This is a genomic window from Bordetella sp. N (assembly GCF_001433395.1).
Lineage (GTDB): Bacteria > Pseudomonadota > Gammaproteobacteria > Burkholderiales > Burkholderiaceae_B > Bordetella_C.
Window position 1 is genome coordinate 4,930,830 of record NZ_CP013111.1, and the last position, 21,477, is coordinate 4,952,306.

The 21,477-nt window shown below is 64.8% G+C and carries 17 protein-coding genes; 10 read left to right on the plus strand and 7 right to left on the minus strand.

What is annotated here, in order from left to right; genetic code table 11:
• Positions 1-9: 9 nt before the first annotated feature.
• Positions 10-3,078 (minus strand): formate dehydrogenase-N subunit alpha, encoded by a 3,069-nt coding sequence (gene fdnG / locus ASB57_RS21210; RefSeq protein ID WP_156414229.1) that lies wholly within the window; start codon positions 3,076-3,078, stop codon positions 10-12.
• A 209-nt stretch (positions 3,079-3,287) separates the two neighbouring features.
• Here fdnG and ASB57_RS21220 point away from each other — a divergent pair, with 209 nt between their 5' ends.
• Positions 3,288-3,800, plus strand: coding sequence for an acyl-CoA thioesterase (locus ASB57_RS21220; protein ID WP_057654010.1), 513 nt, complete (start codon positions 3,288-3,290; stop codon positions 3,798-3,800).
• 21 nt (positions 3,801-3,821) lie between these two features.
• On the opposite strand, the gene ASB57_RS21225 is transcribed toward ASB57_RS21220, so the two are convergent.
• Positions 3,822-5,513, minus strand: coding sequence for a response regulator (locus ASB57_RS21225; protein ID WP_057654011.1), 1,692 nt, complete (start codon positions 5,511-5,513; stop codon positions 3,822-3,824).
• A 208-nt stretch (positions 5,514-5,721) separates the two neighbouring features.
• On the opposite strand from ASB57_RS21225, the gene ASB57_RS21230 reads away from it, so the two are divergent.
• On the plus strand, positions 5,722-7,644 hold the full coding sequence (locus ASB57_RS21230; RefSeq protein ID WP_057654012.1) for a glycoside hydrolase family 15 protein: 1,923 nt from the start codon (positions 5,722-5,724) through the stop codon (positions 7,642-7,644).
• 290 nt (positions 7,645-7,934) lie between these two features.
• Positions 7,935-8,939: a DNA topoisomerase IB gene (locus tag ASB57_RS21235; protein WP_057654013.1), complete on the plus strand. Its 1,005-nt coding sequence runs from the start codon at positions 7,935-7,937 to the stop codon at positions 8,937-8,939.
• A 61-nt stretch (positions 8,940-9,000) separates the two neighbouring features.
• Here ASB57_RS21235 and ppk2 read toward each other — a convergent pair whose 3' ends face one another.
• The 3 genes from ppk2 to ASB57_RS21250 all read right to left on the minus strand — a co-directional run bounded on the left by ppk2 (position 9,001) and on the right by ASB57_RS21250 (position 12,268).
• Complete coding sequence (gene ppk2 / locus ASB57_RS21240) at positions 9,001-9,912, minus strand: polyphosphate kinase 2 (RefSeq protein WP_369822736.1); 912 nt, start codon at positions 9,910-9,912, stop codon at positions 9,001-9,003.
• 173 nt (positions 9,913-10,085) lie between these two features.
• Positions 10,086-11,678, minus strand: a complete 1,593-nt coding sequence (locus tag ASB57_RS21245) for an MDR family MFS transporter (RefSeq protein ID WP_082621742.1) — start codon at positions 11,676-11,678, stop codon at positions 10,086-10,088.
• 95 nt (positions 11,679-11,773) lie between these two features.
• Positions 11,774-12,268 (minus strand): MarR family transcriptional regulator, encoded by a 495-nt coding sequence (locus ASB57_RS21250; protein WP_057654015.1) that lies wholly within the window; start codon positions 12,266-12,268, stop codon positions 11,774-11,776.
• 163 nt (positions 12,269-12,431) lie between these two features.
• Here ASB57_RS21250 and ASB57_RS21255 point away from each other — a divergent pair, with 163 nt between their 5' ends.
• Entirely contained in the window at positions 12,432-13,178 is a 747-nt protein-coding gene (locus ASB57_RS21255; protein WP_057654016.1) for an aldolase, read from the plus strand.
• 152 nt (positions 13,179-13,330) lie between these two features.
• On the opposite strand, the gene ASB57_RS21260 is transcribed toward ASB57_RS21255, so the two are convergent.
• Positions 13,331-14,122, minus strand: coding sequence for a MetQ/NlpA family ABC transporter substrate-binding protein (locus tag ASB57_RS21260; protein WP_057654017.1), 792 nt, complete (start codon positions 14,120-14,122; stop codon positions 13,331-13,333).
• 290 nt (positions 14,123-14,412) lie between these two features.
• On the opposite strand from ASB57_RS21260, the gene argB reads away from it, so the two are divergent.
• From argB to slmA, 3 genes are all read left to right on the plus strand, one after another.
• On the plus strand, positions 14,413-15,315 hold the full coding sequence (gene argB / locus ASB57_RS21265; RefSeq protein ID WP_057654018.1) for an acetylglutamate kinase: 903 nt from the start codon (positions 14,413-14,415) through the stop codon (positions 15,313-15,315).
• The gene (locus ASB57_RS21270) at positions 15,315-16,058 is read left to right on the plus strand and encodes a pyrimidine 5'-nucleotidase (protein ID WP_057654019.1); all 744 of its coding nucleotides are present in this window, start codon (positions 15,315-15,317) and stop codon (positions 16,056-16,058) included. The genes argB and ASB57_RS21270 overlap by 1 nt, the downstream gene beginning before the upstream one ends.
• Before the next feature lie 93 nt (positions 16,059-16,151).
• Positions 16,152-16,739, plus strand: coding sequence for a nucleoid occlusion factor SlmA (slmA, locus tag ASB57_RS21275; RefSeq protein ID WP_057654020.1), 588 nt, complete (start codon positions 16,152-16,154; stop codon positions 16,737-16,739).
• A gap of 35 nt (positions 16,740-16,774) precedes the next feature.
• Here slmA and ASB57_RS21280 read toward each other — a convergent pair whose 3' ends face one another.
• Positions 16,775-17,767, minus strand: coding sequence for a tripartite tricarboxylate transporter substrate binding protein (locus ASB57_RS21280; RefSeq protein ID WP_057654021.1), 993 nt, complete (start codon positions 17,765-17,767; stop codon positions 16,775-16,777).
• Positions 17,768-17,884: 117 nt separating this feature from the next.
• Here ASB57_RS21280 and ASB57_RS21285 point away from each other — a divergent pair, with 117 nt between their 5' ends.
• The 3 genes from ASB57_RS21285 (at position 17,885) to ASB57_RS21295 (ending at position 21,433) form a co-directional block, all read left to right on the plus strand.
• Positions 17,885-19,618 (plus strand): IlvD/Edd family dehydratase, encoded by a 1,734-nt coding sequence (locus tag ASB57_RS21285; RefSeq protein WP_057654022.1) that lies wholly within the window; start codon positions 17,885-17,887, stop codon positions 19,616-19,618.
• 85 nt (positions 19,619-19,703) lie between these two features.
• Positions 19,704-20,402 carry a GntR family transcriptional regulator gene (locus tag ASB57_RS21290; RefSeq protein ID WP_057654023.1) on the plus strand — a complete coding sequence of 233 codons (699 nt, stop codon included), beginning with the start codon at positions 19,704-19,706 and terminating at the stop codon, positions 20,400-20,402.
• 74 nt (positions 20,403-20,476) lie between these two features.
• A complete protein-coding gene (locus ASB57_RS21295) occupies positions 20,477-21,433 on the plus strand; it encodes a 3-hydroxyacyl-CoA dehydrogenase family protein (protein WP_057654024.1) in 957 nt (318 codons plus the stop codon).
• The last annotated feature ends 44 nt before the right edge of the window (positions 21,434-21,477 follow it).

The window sequence follows — 21,477 nt, forward strand, 5'->3', positions numbered from 1 at the left end:
TTATTCCCCTTAGGCCTTTTCCACATTCACCAGGAACGACTTCGATTCCGGTGTCTGCGAGTTGCCGTCGCCCACGAAGGGCGTCAGCGTGTTGGCGATATAGCCAGGCTTGGCTATGCCCACGAAGCCCCAATGGATGGGAATGCCGACGTGATGCACCTTCTTGCCTTCGATCATCAGCGGCTTGATGCGCTTGGTCACCAGCGCCACCGCCTTGATATAGCCCCGGTTGGAGGACACCTTGATCATGCTGCCGTTGGCGATCCCCAGTTCCTGCGCCATCGCTTCACCGATCTCGACGAACTGCTGCGGCTGGACGATGGCGTTCAGCAGCACGTTCTTGGTCCAGTAATGGAAATGCTCGGTCAGGCGATAGGTGGTCGCCGCATGGGGGAAGCGGTCGGCCTTGCCCATCTGCGCCAGGTCGTCCTTGAAGATGCGCGCCGCCGGATTGTTGGTGACTTCAGGCCGCTTGGGATTGAGCGGATTGAAACCGATCGGCGTCTCGAACGGCTCGTAATGCTCCGGGAAAGGCCCTTCCGCCATGCCGGCGCGCGCGAAGAAGCGCGCCACCCCTTCGGGGTTCATGATGAAAGGCCCCATGCCGCCGGCCGGGTCCTCGTCCGCCTTGAAGTCCGGCACATCAGGGCCAACCCAGCCCTTGCCGTTCCAGCTGATCAGCTTGCGATCCGGGTTGAAAGGCTTGCCGGACGGATCACAGGACGCGCGGTTGTACAGCACGCGCCGGTTGGCCGGCCACGCCCAGGCCCAGTTCAAGGTCTGGCCGATGCCGGTGGGATCGCTGTTGTCGCGGCGCGCCATCTGGTTGCCGGCCTGGGTCCAGGCGCCGGCGAAGATCCAGCAGCCGCTGGACGTGGTGCCGTCGTCACGCAGTTCCGCGAAACCGGACACCTGCTCGCCGCCCTTGCGCGTGACCTTGGTCGGATCCTTGGGATCGACCAGATCGACGATAGCCTTGCCGGAATACTCCTTGGCCAGCTCTTCCGCCGTGGGGCTGAGCGGGTTGGCGTACGGCCAGTCCAGGTTGACGATGGGGTCCGGATAGGCGCCGCCCTCTTCCTTGTACAGCTTGCGCAGCCGCGCGAACAACGCGGACATGATCTCGATGTCGCTACGCGCCTCGCCCGGCGGCTCGGCGCCCTTCCAGTGCCATTGCAGCCAGCGGCCCGAATTGACCAGCGCGCCTTCTTCCTCGGCGAAGCAGGTGGTGGGCAGGCGGAACACCTCGGTCTGGATGGCGGCGCTGTCGACGTTGTTGTAGTCGCCCATGTTGCGCCAGAACTCCGCGGTCTCGGTGTTCAGCGGATCCATGATGACCAGGAACTTCAGCTTGGCCAGGGCGCTGTTCAACTTGTTCTTGTTGGGCGCCGCCGCAAGCGGATTGAAGCCTTGGCAGATGTAGCCGTTGACCTTGCCTTCGTTCATCAGCTGGAAGACCTGCAGCATGTCATAGCTGCGGTCCAGCTTGGGCAGATAGTCGTAGGCCCAGTTGTTTTCCGCGGTGGCCGCCTTGCCCCACCAGGCCTTCATCAGGCTGACGTGGAACTTCTTGTAGTTCTGCCAGTAGCTAAGCTGATTCGGCCGCAAGGGCTTGAGCGCGCGCGTCGCGATGTACTTGTCGAAGTCCTGCTCCGGCTCGTTGGGCAGGGTCATATAGCCCGGCAGCAGATTGGTCATCAAGCCGAGGTCGGTCAGCCCCTGGATATTGGAGTGCCCGCGCAAGGCGTTCATGCCCCCGCCCGAGATGCCGATATTGCCCAGCAGCAGCTGCACCATGGCGCCGGTGCGGATGATCTGCGAGCCGATGGAATGCTGCGTCCAGCCCAGGGCGTACAGAATGGTCGCCGCGCGGCCGGCCACGGCCGTGCTGGCGAGCATGTCGCACACCTTGAGGAACTTGTCCTTGGGCGTGCCGCAGGCGCTCTCCACCATCTCCGGCGTATAGCGGGAATAGTGCTTCTTCAACAGCTGGTAGACGCAGCGCGGATCCTGCAGGGTGGGGTCGACCTTGACGTAGCCGTCCTCGCCCTTCTCGTAGTCCCACGACGACTTGTCGTAGGTGCGCTTGTCCGGGTCGTAGCCGGAATACAGGCCGGCATCGAAAGCGAAGTCGTCACGCACCAGATACGGGAAGTCGGTGTAGTTGCGGACGTACTCGTGATGGATCTTGTCGTTGGTCAGCAGGTAGTTGATCACCCCGCCCAGGAAGATGATGTCGCTGCCGGTACGTATGGGCGCGTAAAAGTCCGCCACGGACGCCGACCGCGTAAAGCGGGGATCCACGACGATCAACCTGGCCTTGTTATGGGCCTTGGCTTCAGTGACCCATTTGAACCCGCAAGGGTGGGCCTCGGCGGCATTGCCGCCCATGATCAGAATTACATCCGCGTTCTTGATGTCGACCCAATGGTTCGTCATCGCTCCACGGCCAAACGTCGGGGCAAGACCTGCCACCGTCGGGCCATGTCAGACACGAGCCTGGTTGTCGAACCCCAGCATCCCGGTACTGCGTATTACCTTGTGCGTGATGTAGCCGACTTCATTGCTGGACGCGGACGCGGCCAGCATGCCCGTGGTCAGCCAGCGATTGACGGTCTTGCCGTCGCCGGTCTTGGCGACGAAGTTGGCGTCGCGATCCTGCTTGAGCAGCTTGGTGATGCGGGTCAGCGCATCGTCCCAGGACATGCGCTGCCACTTGTCGGAGCCGGGCGCGCGATATTCGGGATACTTGAGGCGATTGGGACTGTGGATGAAGTCGACCAGGCTCGCCCCCTTGGGACAGAGCGTGCCCCGATTGACGGGGTGGTCGGGATCGCCTTCGATGTGGGTGACGCTGGCGGTGGCGTTCTTCGCGCCGTCACCCAGGCTGTACATCAGGATCCCACAGGCAACCGAACAGTACGGACAGGTGTTGCGGGTTTCGGTCATCCGGGCGAGCTTGTAAGCGCGGACCTCAGCCAGGGCCGGCGTGGGGGACACCCCAAGCACCGCCAGGCTGGATCCCGCCAAGGTCGCACCGGTCACCTTGAAAAACTGGCGCCGGTTCATCTTAACCATGGAACTTATACTCCTTGGACTCTGACGCTGACCGGCCCCGGGAGGGATCGCCTCACGTTTGCCGGCCTGGAATGTCGGATTCATTCCGGGTGGTCATACGCGAGTAAGTATAGGAGGGAAAGCTTTCGAGTTGTTAAGATGCGCCCCATGGGTGTCATGCGGCGACGCAACAATCCCAATTCCCCCCAACTTTTTGCCCGCGATAGACCATGGACGAAGCCTTCAGCCACCAGTTGTCGATGACCATCCTGATGACCCCCGACATGGCCAATTTTTCCGGCAATGTCCACGGCGGCCATATTCTCAAATACCTGGACCAGGTGGCGTATGCCTGTGCCAGCCGGTACGCCGGCCAGTACGTGGTGACCCTGTCGGTCGACCAGGTGGTGTTCCGCGAACCCATCCACGTCGGCGAGCTGGTCACCTTTCTGGCGTCCGTGAACTACACCGGGCGGACCTCGATGGAGATCGGCATCAAGGTCGTGACGGAAGACATCCGGCAGAAGCTGGTGCGCCATACCAACAGCTGTTACTTCACCATGGTGGCGATGGACGAGCTGGGTAATCCCACGCCCGTGCCGCCGCTGGAGCTGCGCACCGAGGAAGAGCAGCAGCGCTACGAGGCCGCCGCCCAGCGCCGCGCCTTGCGCCAGGAAATGGAAAAGCGCCACGACGCCATCAAGAAGGACGTGGCGCTGAATACCGGCAACCGGGCGGGATAAGGCGGGGCCGCCGCAGGCCCCCTACTCCCGCCGCAGCGCCTGCCTGACCATGGCGGCCAGGTCACCAATGTCGAAGGGCTTCTGCAGCAGCAGCTCATTGCGCAGCAATACGGCGCTGACCTGGGCATCGACATAACCCGTGGCCAGGATGATGGGCAGGTCGGGCAGGTCGGCACGGACGCGTTCGATCACCTCCGCGCCGTTCAAGCCCGGCATGATGAAGTCGACCATCAGCAGATCGGGTGCGCGTTCTTTCAACAGGCGTAAGCCGCTTTCGCCGTCGGCCGCCTGGCGCACCTGGTAGCCCAGGCTCTGCAGGCACTCGACGATGAGATTGCGCACGATGTGGTCGTCATCGATGACCAGGATGTCGGCCGGCGTGGCATCGCCGTTTCCTTGCGTGGACGGTGTCGCGTCCGGAGACTCCGTGGCGGCCTGATCGTCCGCCGCCGCGACGCTCAGCCACAGCTCGACGACAGTACCCTTGCCCAGTTCGCTTTCGATACGCGCGGTGCCGCCCGACTGGCGGGCGATGCCGTAGACCTGGCTCAGGCCCAGGCCGGTCCCCTTGCCCACCGGCTTGGTCGTGAAGAAAGGATCGAATACTTTCGACAAAGCCGCCGGCGCGATGCCGCTGCCGGTATCGGCCACGGCGATCACCACATAGGCGCCTTCTGGCAGGTCGCCCGACCCCCGCCGCAAGGACGTGGTCAGGGTCACCGTCCCCCCGCCGGGCATAGCATCGCGCGCATTGATGCCCAGATTCAATATCGCCAGCTCCAGCTGATTGGCGTCCGCGATGGCCTTGGGCACGCTAGGGTCCAGGTAGGTGACCACTTTCACGGTGGCGCCCAGCGACAGGCCCAGCAGATCGCGCATGCCGCTCAACAACTCGTTGACGTCGGTCACGCGCAAGTCCATGGTCTGGCTGCGCGCGAACGCCAGCAACTGGCTGGTCAGGCGCGCGCCGCGCAGTACGGCCTGGCGCGCATTGCCGGCCAGGCGGCGGATGCGGGCGTCTTCGGTGGCGCGATCGATCAGCTCGATGCTGCCCATGATGACGTTGAGCAGGTTGTTGAAATCGTGCGCCAGGCCACCGGTCAGCTGGCCGATGGATTCCATCTTCTGCGACTGGGCCAGCGCATCCTGGGTTTTCTCGCGGGCGCGCACTTCCTTCATCACGCTGTCGTTGGCGCGCGCCAGGTCCTGGGTGCGCAAAGAGATGCGGCTTTCCAGGGTGTCGTTCAGCACACGCAAGGCCTCTTCGACATCGCCTTGATGGCCCAGCTGCGCGCGCCACTGATATTGGCGGTCGCGCGCACGCAGTGCCGCCGTGATGGCGCGGCGCAGCACGTCAGCCCGCAAGGGCCGTTCGAGCACGGTCACATTGCCCAAGGACTCCACGGCCGTGGGCGGTCCGCTGGCGCCGTTGAGAATGATGAAAGGAAAGTCCGACCACATCGGCTGCTCGCGCAGCCAGGCGGCCAGGCGTTCGCATTCGCGCGTGCCCAGGGACTGGGCGGCCGCCAGCCCGCAAGCGGCATTGTCCAGGCCGTCGATGAATGCTTCGAAGTCATTGCAGTCGCGGACACGGTCGCCGTAGTCGGCCAGGGTTGCGCTCAAGGTGCGCTTGTCCCGGCCCCGCGGGGCCAGCACCAGGATCACGTCGCTGTCTTGCTTGGCAGTCTCTCCAGGTAACGGATGGGTGTTCATGCGTTGTTCCATTAGCGCATGTTCCCGAGGGAACGCAGTGAGGGACGGTCCAGTCTATACAGGCGACAATGGCGCGTCCCGCGACTTGTAACAACCGGCGAATGGCGAGCCGCGAATGTTACTCAGTTCGCCTTGCCGCTACGGGTGTTACGCGGCGTTGCACCCAAGGATGAGGAACTTTTCTGGCCCGTGCTAGCCTGATTTCCTTATGTCGAGACAACCTACGCCCTCCTCCAAGCCGCTCGAAGACTATGGCCTGATCGGCAATATGCTGTCGGCGGCGCTGGTCGCGCGCGATGGCTCCATCGATTGGCTGTGCCTGCCTCACTTCAACTCGCCCGCCTGCTTCGCCGCCCTGCTGGGCAATGAATCGAACGGCCGCTGGCTGCTGCGACCGCGCACGCCGACGTGCAAGACCAGCCGGCGCTATGTGCCCGGCACGGCCGTGCTGGAGACCTGCTACGAAACGGAGACGGGCAAGGTCACCGTGTTCGACTTCATGCCGCTGTCGGACGATGAGCACAAGGTCGACCTGGTGCGCCTGATCCGCGGCGACGAGGGCCATGTCGAGATGGACATGGAGCTGGTCCTGCGTTTCAACTACGGCCAGGCCGTGCCGTGGGTACGCCGGCGCGACTATGGCTTGAGCGCGGTGGCCGGCCCGGATGCCGTCGAGATCCACAGCCAGGTGCCCATGAAGGGCGAGGACATGAAGACCACGTCGCACTTCACCGTGCGCAAAGGCGAAACGCCGGCCTTCACCCTGTCCTATCACCCGTCACACAAGGCGCCGCATTTCGTGCCCGACCGCGGCGAAAGCCTGGACCGCACCATCGGCTGGTGGCGTGAATGGTCCAAGCGCTGCCGGGGCGACGCGGAGAAGCATCCCAAGTGGCAGGACGCCATCGTGCGTTCGATGATCACCTTGAAACTGCTCACCTTCCACCCGACGGGCGGCATGGTGGCGGCACCGACGACGTCGCTGCCGGAGCGCCTGGGCGGCGAACGCAACTGGGACTATCGCTATTGCTGGCTGCGCGATTCAGCCATGATCCTGTATGCGCTGCTCAACGGCGGCTACCGCGATGAAGCCGAGGCCTGGCGGCATTGGCTGATGCGCGCGACGTCCGGCCTGCCCGACCAGCTGCAGATCATGTACGGGGTGTCGGGCGAGCGCCATCTGCCTGAATTCGAGCTGCCATGGCTGCCGGGCTATGAGGGCAGCAAGCCGGTTCGCATCGGCAATGCCGCGTCCACGCAGATCCAGATGGATATCTATGGCGAGGTCATCGAAGCCTTGCATGCGGCGCGCGAAGCGGACCTGGCGCCCTTGGAGCACGCCTGGCGGCTGCAGCGCGTGTTGCTGCAACCGCTGATGAAGCATTGGAATACGCGCGATCACGGCATCTGGGAAGTGCGCGGCCCGCGCCGGGCCTTCACGCATTCGCGCGTGATGTGCTGGGTGGCTTTCGACCGGGCTATCAAGTCCATGGACCGCTTCGGCCTGCAACTGCAGGGCTCGAAGGAAGAACTGATCGCCACCCGCGACAAGATCCACGCGGATATCTGCGAACACGGCTTCGATCCCAAGCTCAACAGCTTCGTGCAGTCCTACGGCGGCAAGGCGCTGGACGCCAGCCTGCTGATGATTCCGCAAGTGGGTTTCCTGCCCGTCGACGATCCCCGCGTGGAGGGCACGATCAAGGCCATCGAACAGCGCTTGCTGCGCGACGACGGCCTGGTCTATCGCTATGACACCACGCAGACCGACGATGGCCTGCCCGACGGCGAAGGCGTGTTCCTGGCGTGCAGCTTCTGGCTGGCCGACGTCTATGTCATGCAAGGACGCATGGACGAGGCGCGCGCCATGTACGAAAGGCTCTTGTCCTTGCGCAACGACCTTGGGCTGCTCTCGGAAGAATACGAACCGGTGCGCAAGCGCCTGATCGGCAATTTCCCCCAGGGCTTTTCGCATATCGGGCTGATCAACACGGGCTACAACCTGATGAAGGCGGCGTCCGGTCCTGTACAGCAGCGGGCCAGCAGTTCGGCGCCGCATAACGGCGATACGACGGCCAAGCATCCTCCCACGCAAAACGTGCCGCATGTGGCTTCCGAGAAAAAGCGCTAGGCGATGCCAGAACTGATGTGCATCGAGTTCGCATGAGCACGTGACAGGCACGCCATTTGCATGGCGGGTGGCCTCTTGCTGGAGCCACCATGTTGCAAGCTGCCGAACCGATCATCAAACCGACCAGAGTTTCCACACGCAGCGGTAGTCGCCCGGGTAAATCCCGAGCGTCCGCTCAGCCTGGCCCGGCTGTCAAGGCCAAGGTCAGTGCGAATGCCAAGACGCTTGCGAAAGCGGCCCCAAACGGGTCGCAGGCCATCGTGGCCACGGCTGTCGTCTGCACGCCCGACATGGAGTGCAAGGCGGCCGGTCTGGTCTACGTCGACGACAGCAAGCCCGGCGTCAGCCGGCGCCTGGTGCGTAAGCAGTTTCAATATTTCGCGGCCGACGGCACCCGTATCCGCGATGCCGAGGAGATCAAGCGCATCAACGCGCTGGCGATTCCTCCGGCTTATATGGACGTCTGGATCTGCCCCAAGCCCAATGGCCACATCCAGGCCACGGGCCGTGACGCGCGCGGCCGCAAACAATACCGTTATCACGACGCGTGGCACGAACTGCGCGGCGCGAACAAGTATGGGCAACTGTCCGAATTCGCCGCCGCCCTGCCGCGCATACGCCGCCGGGTGGAACAGGATATGGCGGGCATGGGGCTGACCCAGGACAAGCTGGTGGCGGTGGTGGTGCGCCTGCTGGAAACCACGCTGGTGCGCATCGGCACGCCGGCGTACGCGCGCGCCAACGGCTCCTATGGCCTGACGACGTTAAGACGGAAGCACATCACCGTCGCCGGCGGCCGCATACGGCTACGCTTCCGCGGCAAAAGTGGCGTCGAGCACGACGTGACCGTGCACGACCGCCGCATCGCCGCGGTGGTCAAGCGCTGCATGGATATCTCGGGGCACGAGCTGTTCCGCTACCTGGACGACGAGGGCAATCCGCGCGGCGTGGACTCGGGCAGCGTCAACGACTACCTGCGCGATGCCGGCCGCGCCGATTTCACCGCCAAGCACTATCGCACGTGGGCGGGGTCGGTACAGGCGCTGGCGCTGTTGCGCGACCGCCCTTGGGAAAGCGAGACGCAGGCCAAACGCACGGTCGTTGAAGTAGTCAAGGAAGTGGCGCGCCGCCTGGGCAATACGCCGTCGGTCTGCCGGGAGTGCTACATCCACCCCCTTGTATTGCAGACCTATCTTGACGGGAATCTGCAGGCCGCCGGGCCCGCGCCCGCCAGCCCGCGCGGCCTGACCGCCGATGAACGACGCTTCCTGGCTTTCTTGAAAGCCGAGGGTTGATGCGGCAGGCGCCGCGGTAGCGGGCTCAGTGCCAGGCTCATTGCCCGGCCCGGTGCATCGTTCAATACTTTTCCGGCACGACCATATTGTCCGGCACCGGATGGCGCGCGTAGTCTTCGTGGCGTTCGCGCTGCGGCAGGACCACCATCGGCAGTTCCGTCTCGACGTACGGCATCTGGTGCAACAGATGGTCGATGCAGTTCAGGCGGGCGCGCTTCTTGTCGACGGCCTGCACCACCCACCACGGCGCTTCGGGAATATGGGTACGCTCCAGCATCACTTCCTTGGCGCGCGTGTAGTCTTCCCAGCGACGGCGTGACTCCAGGTCCATGGGGCTCAGCTTCCACTGCTTGAGGGGGTCGTGGATGCGGCCCAGGAAGCGGATCTCCTGTTCCTCGTCGGTGATCGAGAACCAATACTTGATCACCTGGATGCCGGAACGGACCAGCATTTTTTCGAACTCGGGCACCGTGCGGAAGAATTCTTCGTACTGCTCGTCATTACAGAAACCCATCACCCGCTCGACGCCGGCGCGGTTGTACCAGCTGCGATCGAACAGCACCATCTCGCCGGCGGCCGGCAGGTGCGACACATAGCGCTGGAAATACCATTGCGTGCGTTCGCGGTCGTTGGGCGCGGGCAGCGCGGCGACGCGGCAGACACGCGGGTTCAGGCGTTGGGTGATGCGCTTGATCACGCCGCCCTTGCCGGCGGCATCGCGTCCTTCGAACACGATGACGACCTTGTGACCCGTGGAGACCACCCAGTTCTGCAACTTGACCAGCTCGCCCTGCAGGCGCAGCAGTTCGCGGAAATAGAGGCGGCGGAAGGCGCGTTCTTCCTCGTCCACTTCGGCACGGCCTTCCAGCTCTTCGAAAGTCCGGTCCTCCAGTTCGAGTTCCAGTTCTTCGTCGTAATGGTCGGCCAGGTCGCGGTGCAGGCGGCGCAGCAGGTCGTGATCGATGGGGGGCACGGCGGGCTCCAAAAAGAAGTCTGTCCGCGCCATCGTATGACGCTCCCGTGGCAAAAATATGACCGAATGGAAACCACCGCTACACGCCACGCCCTGCGCGCAGCGCCTCCGCGGCCCGGAGGTAAGGAACCGACCAGCGTTGCCAGAAGCACCCTCTACAAACCAGAGCTGACCTATCGGGGGCGCCCCGGAGCCGGCTCTGCCGGTCCGGCGGTGCCGCCCCCTTGAGGGGGCCGCGCGTAGCGCGGTAGGGGGAGGGCCTTATTCACGCGCATGAAGATCAGGCACGGGATGGCGGCCAGGGTCATCCACAGCATCAGGCGGAAATCGTTCAAATAGGCGATGAAGGCGGCCTGGTTGTCGACCAGGGCATTCAGCCCCGCCAGGCCCGCCTGCCCATGCAGATCGAAGGTCTGCGACAGGGCATCCGGATGCTGCATCAAGGTCTCGGCGGAAATCAGCGTCGCCAAGGACGCATGCATGGTCGAACTGTTGCGCACGAACAAGCTCTGCATCACCGAGATGCCGATGCTGCTGCCGATGTTGCGCGACAGGCTGTAGATGGCCGTGCCGTCCGAGCGCAGGCCGCGGCTTAGCGTAGAGAAGGTCATCGTGGTCAAAGGCACGGAGATGAAGCCCAGGCCCAGCCCCTGGATAAAGCCGGGAATGGCGATCTCCCATTCCGTGACCTGCGGGGTGTAACCCGCCATCTGCCACAAGGACAGCGCCGTCAGGCCGAAGCCCAGCGCGATGATCAGGCGGCCGTCCACTCTTCCCACCATGCGGCCGGCGAAGAGCATGGACACCATGGTGCCCGCGCCGCTGGGCGCGGTGACCAGGCCGGTGGTCACCACCGGATAGCCAAGGACGGTCTGCAGCATGGGCGGCAACAGCGCGCGGGTCGCGTACAGCAGCAGGCCGACCAGGAAGTAGAAGGCCAGACCCATGGCGAAGTTGCGATCGCGCAGCAGATCGACCTTGAAAAAGGAATCGCGGCCGGCAGTAGCCGTATGCAGGATGAAGAAGGTGAAGGCCACGAACGCCGCGATGGCGTAGGTACGGATCTCGATGGCGTCGAACCAGTCGACCTGCTCGCCCCGGTCCAGCAGCAACTGCAGCAAGCCGATGGACAGCGCCAAGGTGGTGAAGCCGAACATGTCGAAGCGCCTGGGGCCGTCGGCCGGCGCCTCTTCATGGATGAAACGGTACACACCGTAGAAGGACAGCAGGCCGACCGGCAGATTGATCAGGAAGACCCAGCGCCAGTTCATGTTGTCGGTCAGCCAGCCGCCCAGGGTGGGGCCCAGGATGGGGCCGAGCATGACCCCCATGCCCCACACTGCCATGGCGCGGCCATGATCCTTGGGCTCGTTGATATCCAGCATGACGGCCTGCGACAGCGGCACCAGCGCGGCGCCGAAAGCCCCTTGCAGCAGGCGCGCGACGACGATCTCCAGCATGTTGCCGGCGGCGCCGCAGGCCAGCGACATGACGGTGAAGCCGGCGATGGAAACGAGGAACACCTTCTTGCGGCCGTAGCGGCCATTCAACCATCCGGTCACCGGCGTGGCGATCGCCGCCGCCACGATGTATGACGTCAGCACCCAGGTGATCTGGTCCTGCGACGCCGACAGGCCGCCCGCCATATGCGGCAACGCCACGTTGGCGATGGTGCTGTCCAGCGTCTGCATGATGGTGGCCAGCATGACCGATACGGTGATCATCAAGCGGTGCGGGACGGCTGCGGAAGAAGCTTCGGCGTTCATCGGAGAATTAATAACTAGCGTTACTATAAGGACAAAAAAATAGGGGCAAAAAAATACCGGCTGGCGCGGCTGAGCCGCGCGCGGGCCGGTGGATGTCAGGTGAATCGGGTCAGCATCTTGCGCAGCAGGCGCTCGAACTCGTCGACTTCTTCGGGCTCGAAGCTTTCGAACATTTCCTTCAACTGCGCGCGGCGGCGCGGCATGTTTTCCGTCACGAACTCCATGGCCTTGGGGGTCAGTTGCAGGAACACCTGGCGGCGGTCCAGATCGCTGCCGATGCGTTCGACGAAGCCTTGGCGTTCCAGCTCCTTGGCGACCCGGGTGCTGTTGGTGCGCGAGGAGTTCATGAACACGCTGAGTTCCGACGGCTTGAGCCGGTGCCCTTCGGCGGCGTAGATCACCACCAGCGAGGTCCACAATGTAGAGTTCAACCCGTGCTTCTTCAGCGGCGCATCCATGGAGTCCGCCATGCTGGTGGCGACGTGCAGGATCAGGCGGCTGAGTACCGATTCGCGGAGTTGCTGACGGGAAGCCAGGCGCTGCGCCAGATCGCGCATGGCCTGCTCGAAGGGCTCGAAGGAAGACGGCATGGAAGAAGGGACAACTAATAACGGTGGTTATTATATCCCTGTCCCCCTTGCAAGGGGGAGATAGATTCAAGGGGGCTCCGCCCCCTTGAAAACTTTCCCCTGTGGGGAATACGCGGTTAAATGGGCGCCTACGCGGCTTCCCTCCTCCTAACCAGTAGGCACCATGGACACCCTGTCTCGCGATTTCGTCGCTCACCCCCTCGAAACCCTGTCGCTCCGCAACGACCTGGCCCTGGCCTTGCGCGCGGCCGCACATCATGGGCTTGAAGAAGGCGTCTGCAACCACTTCAGCGTATTGATTCCAGACGGCACCGACCGCTTCCTGATCAATCCCCGTGGTCTGCACTGGAGCGAAATCGACGCGGACGACATTGTCATGGTGGACGGGGAAGGCAAGCGTCTGGCCGGTCACCATGAGGTCGAAACCACCGCCATGTTCATCCATGCGGCCGTGCACCGCATCGCCGGCAAGGCCTGTGTGCTGCACACCCACATGCCCTACGCGACGGCACTGACCCTGACCGCGCGCCGCATGCTGGACACGACCCTGTCCCAATCGGCCATGCGCTTCCATGGCCGCGTCGCCACGGACGGCAAATACAACGGCCTGGCGCTGAGCCCGGCGGAAGGTGAACGCATTGCCCACGCCATGAATGGCGCCGACATCGCGTTCCTGGGCAATCACGGCGTGGTGGTCTGCGGCGAGCGCGTCGACTACGCCTATGAAGATCTGTATTTCGTCGAACGCGCCTGCGAAGCCGAAGTCCTGGCCCGCTCCACCGGCCTGCCGCTGGAACCCGTCGCGCCGGAAATGGCCCAATTCGTGGCCGACCAGACCGCCGGCGAACGCCTGCAATCGACCCTGTTCTTCGAAGCCCTGCGCCGCATGCTGCCCCCGCCCCGCCGCTAGGCCGACGCCCGGCGTCTCAGGCACCAGGCGTATGCGGCTGACCGGGCCGCGGCGGCGCGACTGAGGCGCGTCGCCGCCCCACCGCAGGAATGCAAAGGCCCCGCTTGCGGGGCCTTTGCTTAAGTAACTCTGTCTGCCAGCAGGTGACGCAATTAGAACGCCGGGACCACGGCCCCTTTGTACTTGTCCTGGATGAACTTCTTCACCTCTGCCGTGTGCAAGGCCTTCACCAGCTTGGCCAGCGCGGGCGAATTCTTGTTGTCCTCGCGGGCGACGATCAGGTTGGCGTAGGGCGAGTCCGCGCCTTCGATGAACAAGGCATCACGCGTGGGCACCAGGCCGGCTTCCAGGGCGTAATTGGTGTTGATCAGGGCCAGGTCCACGTCGTCCAGCGAACGCGGCAGGATGGCCGCCTCCAGCTCGCGGAACTTCAGATGCTTGGGATTGTTCGCCACATCCAGCGCCGTGGCCTGGATGTTGGACGGGTCCTTCAAGGTGATCAAACCCTGCTTGACCAGCAGCAGCAAGGCCCGGCCGCTGTTGGAAGGATCGTTCGGGATGGCCACGATGGCGCCGTCCTTCAGGTCGGCGACCTTCTTGATCTTGCGGGAATAGGCGCCGAAGGGCTCCACATGCACGGCCGCCACGGGCACCAGGTTGGTCTTGCGGTCCTTGTTGAAGGCATCCAGATAAGGCTTGTGCTGGAAGAAATTGGCGTCGACCTGCTTGTCGGCGAGTTGCAGATTGGGCTGCACGTAGTCGCTGAACACCTTGATGTCCAGGTCCACCCCCTCGCGCGCCAGCGTCGGTTTGACGAATTCCAGGATCTCGGCGTGCGGCACCTGGGTGGCGGCGATCACCAGTTTTTCCGCCGCCGGCGCGGTGCCGGCCAGCAGCAGTCCGCCAGCCAGGGCGGCGATGGCACGCAGGGTAGTCTTGAGCATGGGCTGTTTCCTCCTAAGTCTGTTTTCGGGCATCCTCGTCCGCGACCCGGCCGGGAGTCGCAAAAAGCCCTCCGGGACGGGGCCGCCGACGGTGCCCAGGCAAACAAATCTACATGAAGCGGACTTATTTGTATCCCATATTGACATAGCACGCTGGCATAAGCCGCCATGGGTACTACAATCGCGCTTGTGCTTCGCCGGTGGGCGCTCGGTCGCCCCCCGTCGGAAACGGCCTGCCATCCTTGCAGGCTTTTTTTCATCTCCCTTTTTCTCCGGGGTTACGCACCGCCATGACCGACATCCAAGATCCTGCCGCCTCCTTGTCGCCCGCCGTCAAGGCCAGTGTTTTGTCCGAGGCCCTGCCCTATATCCGACGATTCCACGGCAAGACCATCGTGGTGAAATACGGCGGCAATGCCATGACCGAAGAGCGCCTGCAGCGCAGCTTCGCCCATGACGTCGTCCTGCTCAAGCTGGTCGGCCTGAACCCCGTCGTGGTCCACGGCGGCGGTCCGCAAATCGACGACGCGCTGCGCCGCATCGGCAAGCAGGGCACGTTCGTGCAAGGTATGCGCGTCACCGACGCCGAGACCATGGAAGTGGTCGAGTGGGTGCTGGGCGGCCAGGTCCAGCAGGACATCGTCATGATGATCAACGAGGTCGGCGGCAAGGCCGTCGGCCTCACCGGCAAGGACGGCGGCCTGATCCGCGCCCGCAAGAAGCTGATGGACAACAAGGAGAATCCCGCGGAACCGATCGACATCGGCTTCGTCGGCGACATCACCCAGGTTGATCCGGCGGTGGTCAAGGCGCTGCAGGACGACCAGTTCATCCCCGTGATCTCGCCCATCGGCTACGGCCAGGACGGCACCGCCTACAACATCAATGCCGACGTGGTCGCCGGCAAGATGGCTGAAGTGCTGAACGCGGAAAAGCTGCTGATGATGACCAACACGCCGGGCGTGCTGGACAAGAACGGCAAGCTGCTGCGCAGCCTGTCGGCGCGCGCCATCGACGAGCTGTTCGCCGACGGCACGATCTCGGGCGGCATGCTGCCCAAGATCTCCTCGTCCCTGGACGCGGCGCGCAGCGGCGTGCACTCGGTCCACATCGTCGACGGCCGCGTGCCGCACTGCCTGTTGCTGGAACTGCTGACCGACCAGGGCGTGGGCACCATGATCACGTCGCGCTGATGCTGGCGCAACGTCACCTGCTGCGGCCGGCGGCGCGTCTGCGCCGCTCGCGCCGCGTAGGCACGGGTGCCAGCCGGCGTCTCTGGCTCTTCGATCTCGACAACACGCTGCACAACACCTCGCACGCCATCTTCCCGCGCATCGACGCGGGGATGACGCGCGCGGTGGAACACGCCCTGGGCGTGGACACCGACACCGCCAACGCGCTGCGCAAGGAATACTGGCGGCGTTACGGCGCCACGGTGATCGGGCTGGTGAAGCATCATGGCATCGACGCCGACGAGTTCCTGCGGATGAGCCACGACTTCGACGTCAAGCCGCTGATCAAATCGGAAAGCGGCCTGGCGGCCAAGCTGCGCCGCCTGCCGGGACGCAAGGTACTGTTAACCAACGCACCGTTTCATTACGCACGGGCGGTGTTGCGGCACATGGGCATCCTGCGCCAGTTCGAAAGCCTGTGGTCCATCGAGCACATGCGCTGGCACGGCGGGTTCCGCCCCAAGCCATCGCCGGCGCTGCTGCGCTACGTGCTGGCGCGCGAAGGCGCCGCGCCGCGCGATACCGTGCTGGTGGAAGACACCCTGGCCAATCTGCGTGGCGCCCGCCGCGCCGGCCTGCGCACCGTTCACGTCTATCATCCCGGCACGCCGTTCGCCAGCGGCCAGCGGCAACGGCCGTCCTATGTGGACTTGCGGGTACACTCGGTCAGCGAGCTGCTGTTGAGCCGGCGGCCACTGCGCTGATCATCGCGGCCCCCGCCGCGCGGCGCGGCAGGACGCCCGCGGCGCGCAAGTCCATCCACCTTTGAAAAATCCGCGCCCGACGCGGCGACAGCCATGGCAAGCAGACCCGGCGAGAAAAAAACGCAGATACTGCAAACGCTGGCCGAGATGCTGGAGCAACCGCACGCCGCCCGCATCACCACCGCGGCGCTGGCCGGCCGCATGCAGGTGTCGGAAGCGGCGCTGTATCGCCATTTCGCCAGCAAGGCCCAGATGTTCGAGGGCCTGATCGAATTCATCGAAACGACCATCTTCACGCTGGTCAACCAGATCAATGCCGCCGAAGCGCGCGGCGTGCAGCAGGCGCGCGGCATGGTCAGCATGCTGCTGTCCTTTTCCGAAAAGAACCGCGGCATGACGCGCGTGCTCACGGGCGATGCCCTCGTCACCGAGGACAACCGCCTGCAGGAACGCATCAATCACATCAACGACCGCATCGAAGCGTCGATCAAGCAGGCCTTGCGGATCGCGGTGGAGGACGGCGGCCTGCCGGCCGACGCCGACATCGCCGCGCATGCCAGCCTGCTGACCCACTTCGTGCTGGGCCGCTGGCTGCGCTACGCCCAGAGCGGCTGGCGCGTACCGCCGACGGCGCACCTGGAACAACAGCTGCAACTGGTGCTGGACGCGGGCGGCGCCTGATACCGCTGGCGCTGGCGCTGCCCGCGCACGCAGCGTCAATCGCCCTTGATGTTCGCCTTCTGGATCACCATGGTCCATTTGTCGATCTCGGCCTTGATCTCCTGCCCCGTGCCTTGCGGGGTGGCATATTCGGCGATCACGCCCTGCTCCAGCATCTGCGCCTTCACCGCGTCGCTGGACAACACCTTCTTCAACGCCCCGTTGAGCTTGTCGATCACGGCGGGCGGCGTGCCGGCGGGCGCCAGGATGCCGAACATGGAGCTGACCTCGAAGCCCTGCAGGCCGGCCTCCGACGCGGTGGGCAGATCGGGCAAGGTAGGAATGCGCTTGGCCGACGCGGCCGCCAGCGGACGCAGATTGCCTCCCTTGATCTGCGGCTGGGCGGCAGGCGCGGTTTCGATCATGGTCAGCACCTGGCCACCGACCAGGTCGGTCATCGCCGGGCCGCTGCCGCGATAGGGCACATGCAGCATGTCCACCCCGGCCGCCACCTTGAACAGCTCACCGGCCAGATGCTGCGGCGACCCATTGCCGGACGACGCGAAGGTCAGCTGTCCCGGCTTGGATTTGGCCAGGGCGATGAGTTCCTGCAGGTTCTTGGCCGGCACCTGCGGATTGACCACGAAGACCAGCGGCACGCGGCCCAGCATGGACACCGGCGCGAAGCTCTTCTGCAGGTCGTAGGGCACCTTGCTGCCGTACAGCGCGGCGTTGATGGAGTGGCTGGTCAGCGCGCCCATCAGCAACGTATAGCCGTCGGGCGGGGCGGCGGCCACCGCCGCGGCCCCGATGTTGCCGGTGGCGCCCGCGCGGTTCTCCACCACCACCGATTGATTCAGTTCGTGGCCCAGCGCCTGGGCGGCGACGCGGCCGATCACGTCGGTGGCGCCTCCAGGCGGATAGGGCACGATCAGGCGGATGGGTTTGTCGGGATAGCCGGCCGCCTGCGCGGCCAGCGGCGCGGCCACTACCGCCAGGACACCAGTACAAGCAAGGACGCGCAGGAACTGCCCGCGGTTGATACGCATGGTCTTGTCTCCGTTTTATCGCGCGCCTCGTGGTGGGCCCGCATTTATGAACGACCATCATAGAAAGTTGATGATACTATCGTCAACATTATTATCGATAATCTTGAGAGACTGACGATGAGCGATAAAAACGATCCCAAGGGCATGCGCAAAGGCCTGACCAGCTATGGCGATGAAGGCTTTTCCCTGTTCCTGCGCAAGGCCTTCATCAAAGGCGCCGGCTACACCGACCATGCCCTCGACCGCCCGGTGATCGGCATCGTCAATACCGGCAGCGCGTACAACCCCTGTCATGGCAATGCCCCGCAGCTGATCGAGGCGGTCAAGCGGGGCGTGCTGATGGCGGGCGGCCTGCCGATGGATTTCCCCACGATTTCCGTCCACGAAAGTTTTTCCGCGCCCACCAGCATGTATCTGCGCAACCTGATGTCCATGGACACCGAGGAAGCCATCCTGGCGCAGCCCATGGACGCGGTGGTGATGATCGGCGGCTGTGACAAGACGGTGCCGGCCCAGTTGATGGGCGCGGCGTCGGCCAACGTGCCCGCCATCGAACTGGTCACCGGCTCGATGCTGACCAGCTCCCACCGTGGCGAACGCGTCGGCGCCTGCACCGATTGCCGCCGCTATTGGGGCAAGTACCGCGCCGAGGAGATCGACGACGAGGAAATCGTCGACGTCAACAACCGCCTGGTCGGCAGCGTCGGCACCTGCTCGGTGATGGGCACGGCCAGCACCATGGCCTGCATCACCGAAGCCTTGGGCATGATGGTGCCCGGCGGCGCGTCGGCGCCCGCGGTGACGGCCGATCGCGTGCGCGTGGCGGAAGTCACCGGCACCACCGCCGTCCAGCTGGCGCGCAGCAAGTTGACGCCGGATCGCATCATGACGGCCAAGGCCTTCGAGAACGCCTTGCGCGTGCTGCTGGCTATTGGCGGATCGACCAACGGCATCATCCACTTGACGGCCATTGCCGGCCGCATGGGCTTCGAGGTCGACCTGCCCCGTGTCGACGCGATCAGCCGCGAAACCCCCGTGCTGGTGGACCTGAAGCCGTCCGGCCAGCACTATATGGAAGACTTCCACAAGGCCGGCGGCATGCAGGCCCTGTTGCGCGAGCTGCGCCCCCTGCTGCATCTGGACGCGCTGACGGTGACGGGCCGCACCCTGGGCGAGGAACTGGACGCCGCGCCGGCGCCTTTCGTGCAAGACGTCATCCGTCCCTTCGCGCAGCCGATCTATCCGCAGGGCGGCATCGCGGTGCTGAAGGGCAATCTGGCGCCGGGCGGCGCCATCATCAAACAGTCGGCCGCCGCGCCGGCGCTGATGGAGCACGAAGGCCGCGCGGTGGTGTTCGAGAACGCCGAAGACCTGGCGCAGCGTGTCGACGATCCCGACCTGGACGTCAATGCCGACGACATCCTGGTGCTCAAGATGATCGGTCCGAAAGGCGCGCCGGGCATGCCCGAAGCCGGCTACATGCCGATCCCGCGCAAGCTGGCCAAGGCCGGCGTGAAGGACATGGTGCGCATTTCCGATGGCCGCATGAGCGGCACGGCGGCCGGCACCATCGTGCTGCACGTGACGCCGGAGTCCGCCGTGGGCGGGCCGCTGGCCTATGTGCAAAGCGGCGACCGCATCCGCCTGAGCGTGGCCAACCGCGAGATCACCTTGCTGGTGGACGATGCGGAACTGGCGCGCCGCGCGGCCGCGCAGCCGCGCGAGGCGCCCACCGCGGAGCGCGGCTATCGCAAGCTGTTCCTGCAATCGGTGACCCAGGCCGATCAGGGTGTCGACTTCGACTTTTTGCGAGCCGCCGCGATTCGCGGGAAAATCCCGGAATCACGCTAACCTCGTCCCATTGATCCCTTCACGTTGATCGTTCCACGTCGATCCCTTTTCTACAGCGCTTTTTTGTCGCCTCACCTGATAGACCATGTCTCGCCTTGCCGCCCTGCCCGATCCCGTCCCCCCCGTCACCCAGACGGCATTGGAACGGGCCGTGCAGGCGCTGGAAGAAGACATCGTGCTGGGCCGCCTGCATCCGCGTGAACGCCTGATCGAAGACGATCTGATGCAGCGCTTCGACCTGAAGCGCCACGCGGTGCGCGAGCTGCTGGTGGAACTGGCGCGGCTGGGCCTGGCGGAGCGGCGCAAGAACATCGGGTCCGAAGTGCGGTCCTTCGCGCCGGACGAAGTGGTCGAGCTGTACGAAATGCGTGAACTGCTGGAAACGCAGGCGGCGCGGCTGGTGCCCTGCCCTGCCGAGCCCGCGGCCTTGCAAGCGCTCATCGACATTCAACGCGAGCACGACACCGCGGTCGACGCCGAAGATCCGCGCGCGGTGTTCCGCAACAACCTGCGCTTCCACCAGGCGCTGTTCGGCATGTGCGGCAATGGCGTGCTGGTGCGCGCCATCCAGGAATATGCGCGCCAGACCCATCCCATCCGCTTCGGCACGCTGGTGACGTCCGAGTATCGGCGTCAGGCCCGCCATGAGCACTGGGCCATGATAGAAGCCCTGCGCGAAGGCCGCCGCGACGATCTGGTCGAGCTGTGCCGCGCCCATCTGCGGCCGTCGCGTGACGCGTATCTGGCGGCCAACCGCCACCTGGCCGAACCGCCCGCGAGCTGATCCGCGCGCCCGCAATCACAGCGCGCGCGCCCACGATTTTTTGCCATATCAAAAACCATCATCCGGAGACCACCATGAGCCCAGCCACCCTGCCCGCCCCTTCCGCCTGCCATGCCGTCGTCGTGGGCGGCGGCACCATGGGCGCGGACGTCGCCGTGGTGCTGGCACGCGCCACCTGCCGCGTCACGGTGGTCGAGCGCGACACCGCGCGCCATGCGGGCATCCTCGACAGCGTGCGCGCCAACCTGGCGCAGCGCGGGCTGGAACAGCATGCCGCGGGTGTCGCGGTGGCGGCGACCCTGGACGACGTGACGTGGCCCGATGTGCGTCTGGTCATCGAATGCATACCGGAGTCCTTGCCGCTGAAGCAGGCGCTGTTCGCGGACCTCGTCAAGCTGGCGCCGGCTGAAGCCTTGCTGGCCAGCAACAGCTCCAGCTTCCCCATCAGCCAGATCGGCGTGGACCTGCCCTCGCGCGAACGCATGCTGGGCCTGCATTTCTTCATGCCGGCCCATCTGGTGCCGCTGGTCGAGGTGGTGCTGTCGTCCGCCAGCGATCCGGCGCTGGGCGATGCCTTGTACGCCTTCATGCGCCGTTGCGGCATGGTGCCGGTGCTGGTGCGCAAGGACGTGCCGGGTTTTCTCGGCAACCGCCTGCAGCATGCCTTGACGCGCGAAGCCTTCGCCCTGGTGCAGGACGGCGTGGCCAGCGCGGAAGACGTCGATGCCGCCGTGCGTTTCGGTTTCGGCTTCCGCTTCCTGGCGGCGGGTCCCATCCTGCAACGGGACCATGCGGGCCTGGAAGTCCATTGCGCCGCCACGACGACCACCTATCCTTCGCTGTCGAAGGCCGATGGGCCTTTCCCGGTGCTGACCGAGCGCGTCGCCGCCGGCAAGCTGGGCATGAAGACCGGTGAAGGCTTCTTCAAATGGACGCCGGAAACCATCGCCGCCGAGAAAGCGCGCTACGCGCAGACCCTGCGCGCGGCGCTGGCCCTGATCGAAAACGAGCTGCCGCCGATCGAGCCCTGAGCCAGGCCCCAGGCCCGCGGACGGCGGCAGCTGCCCCGGCTACC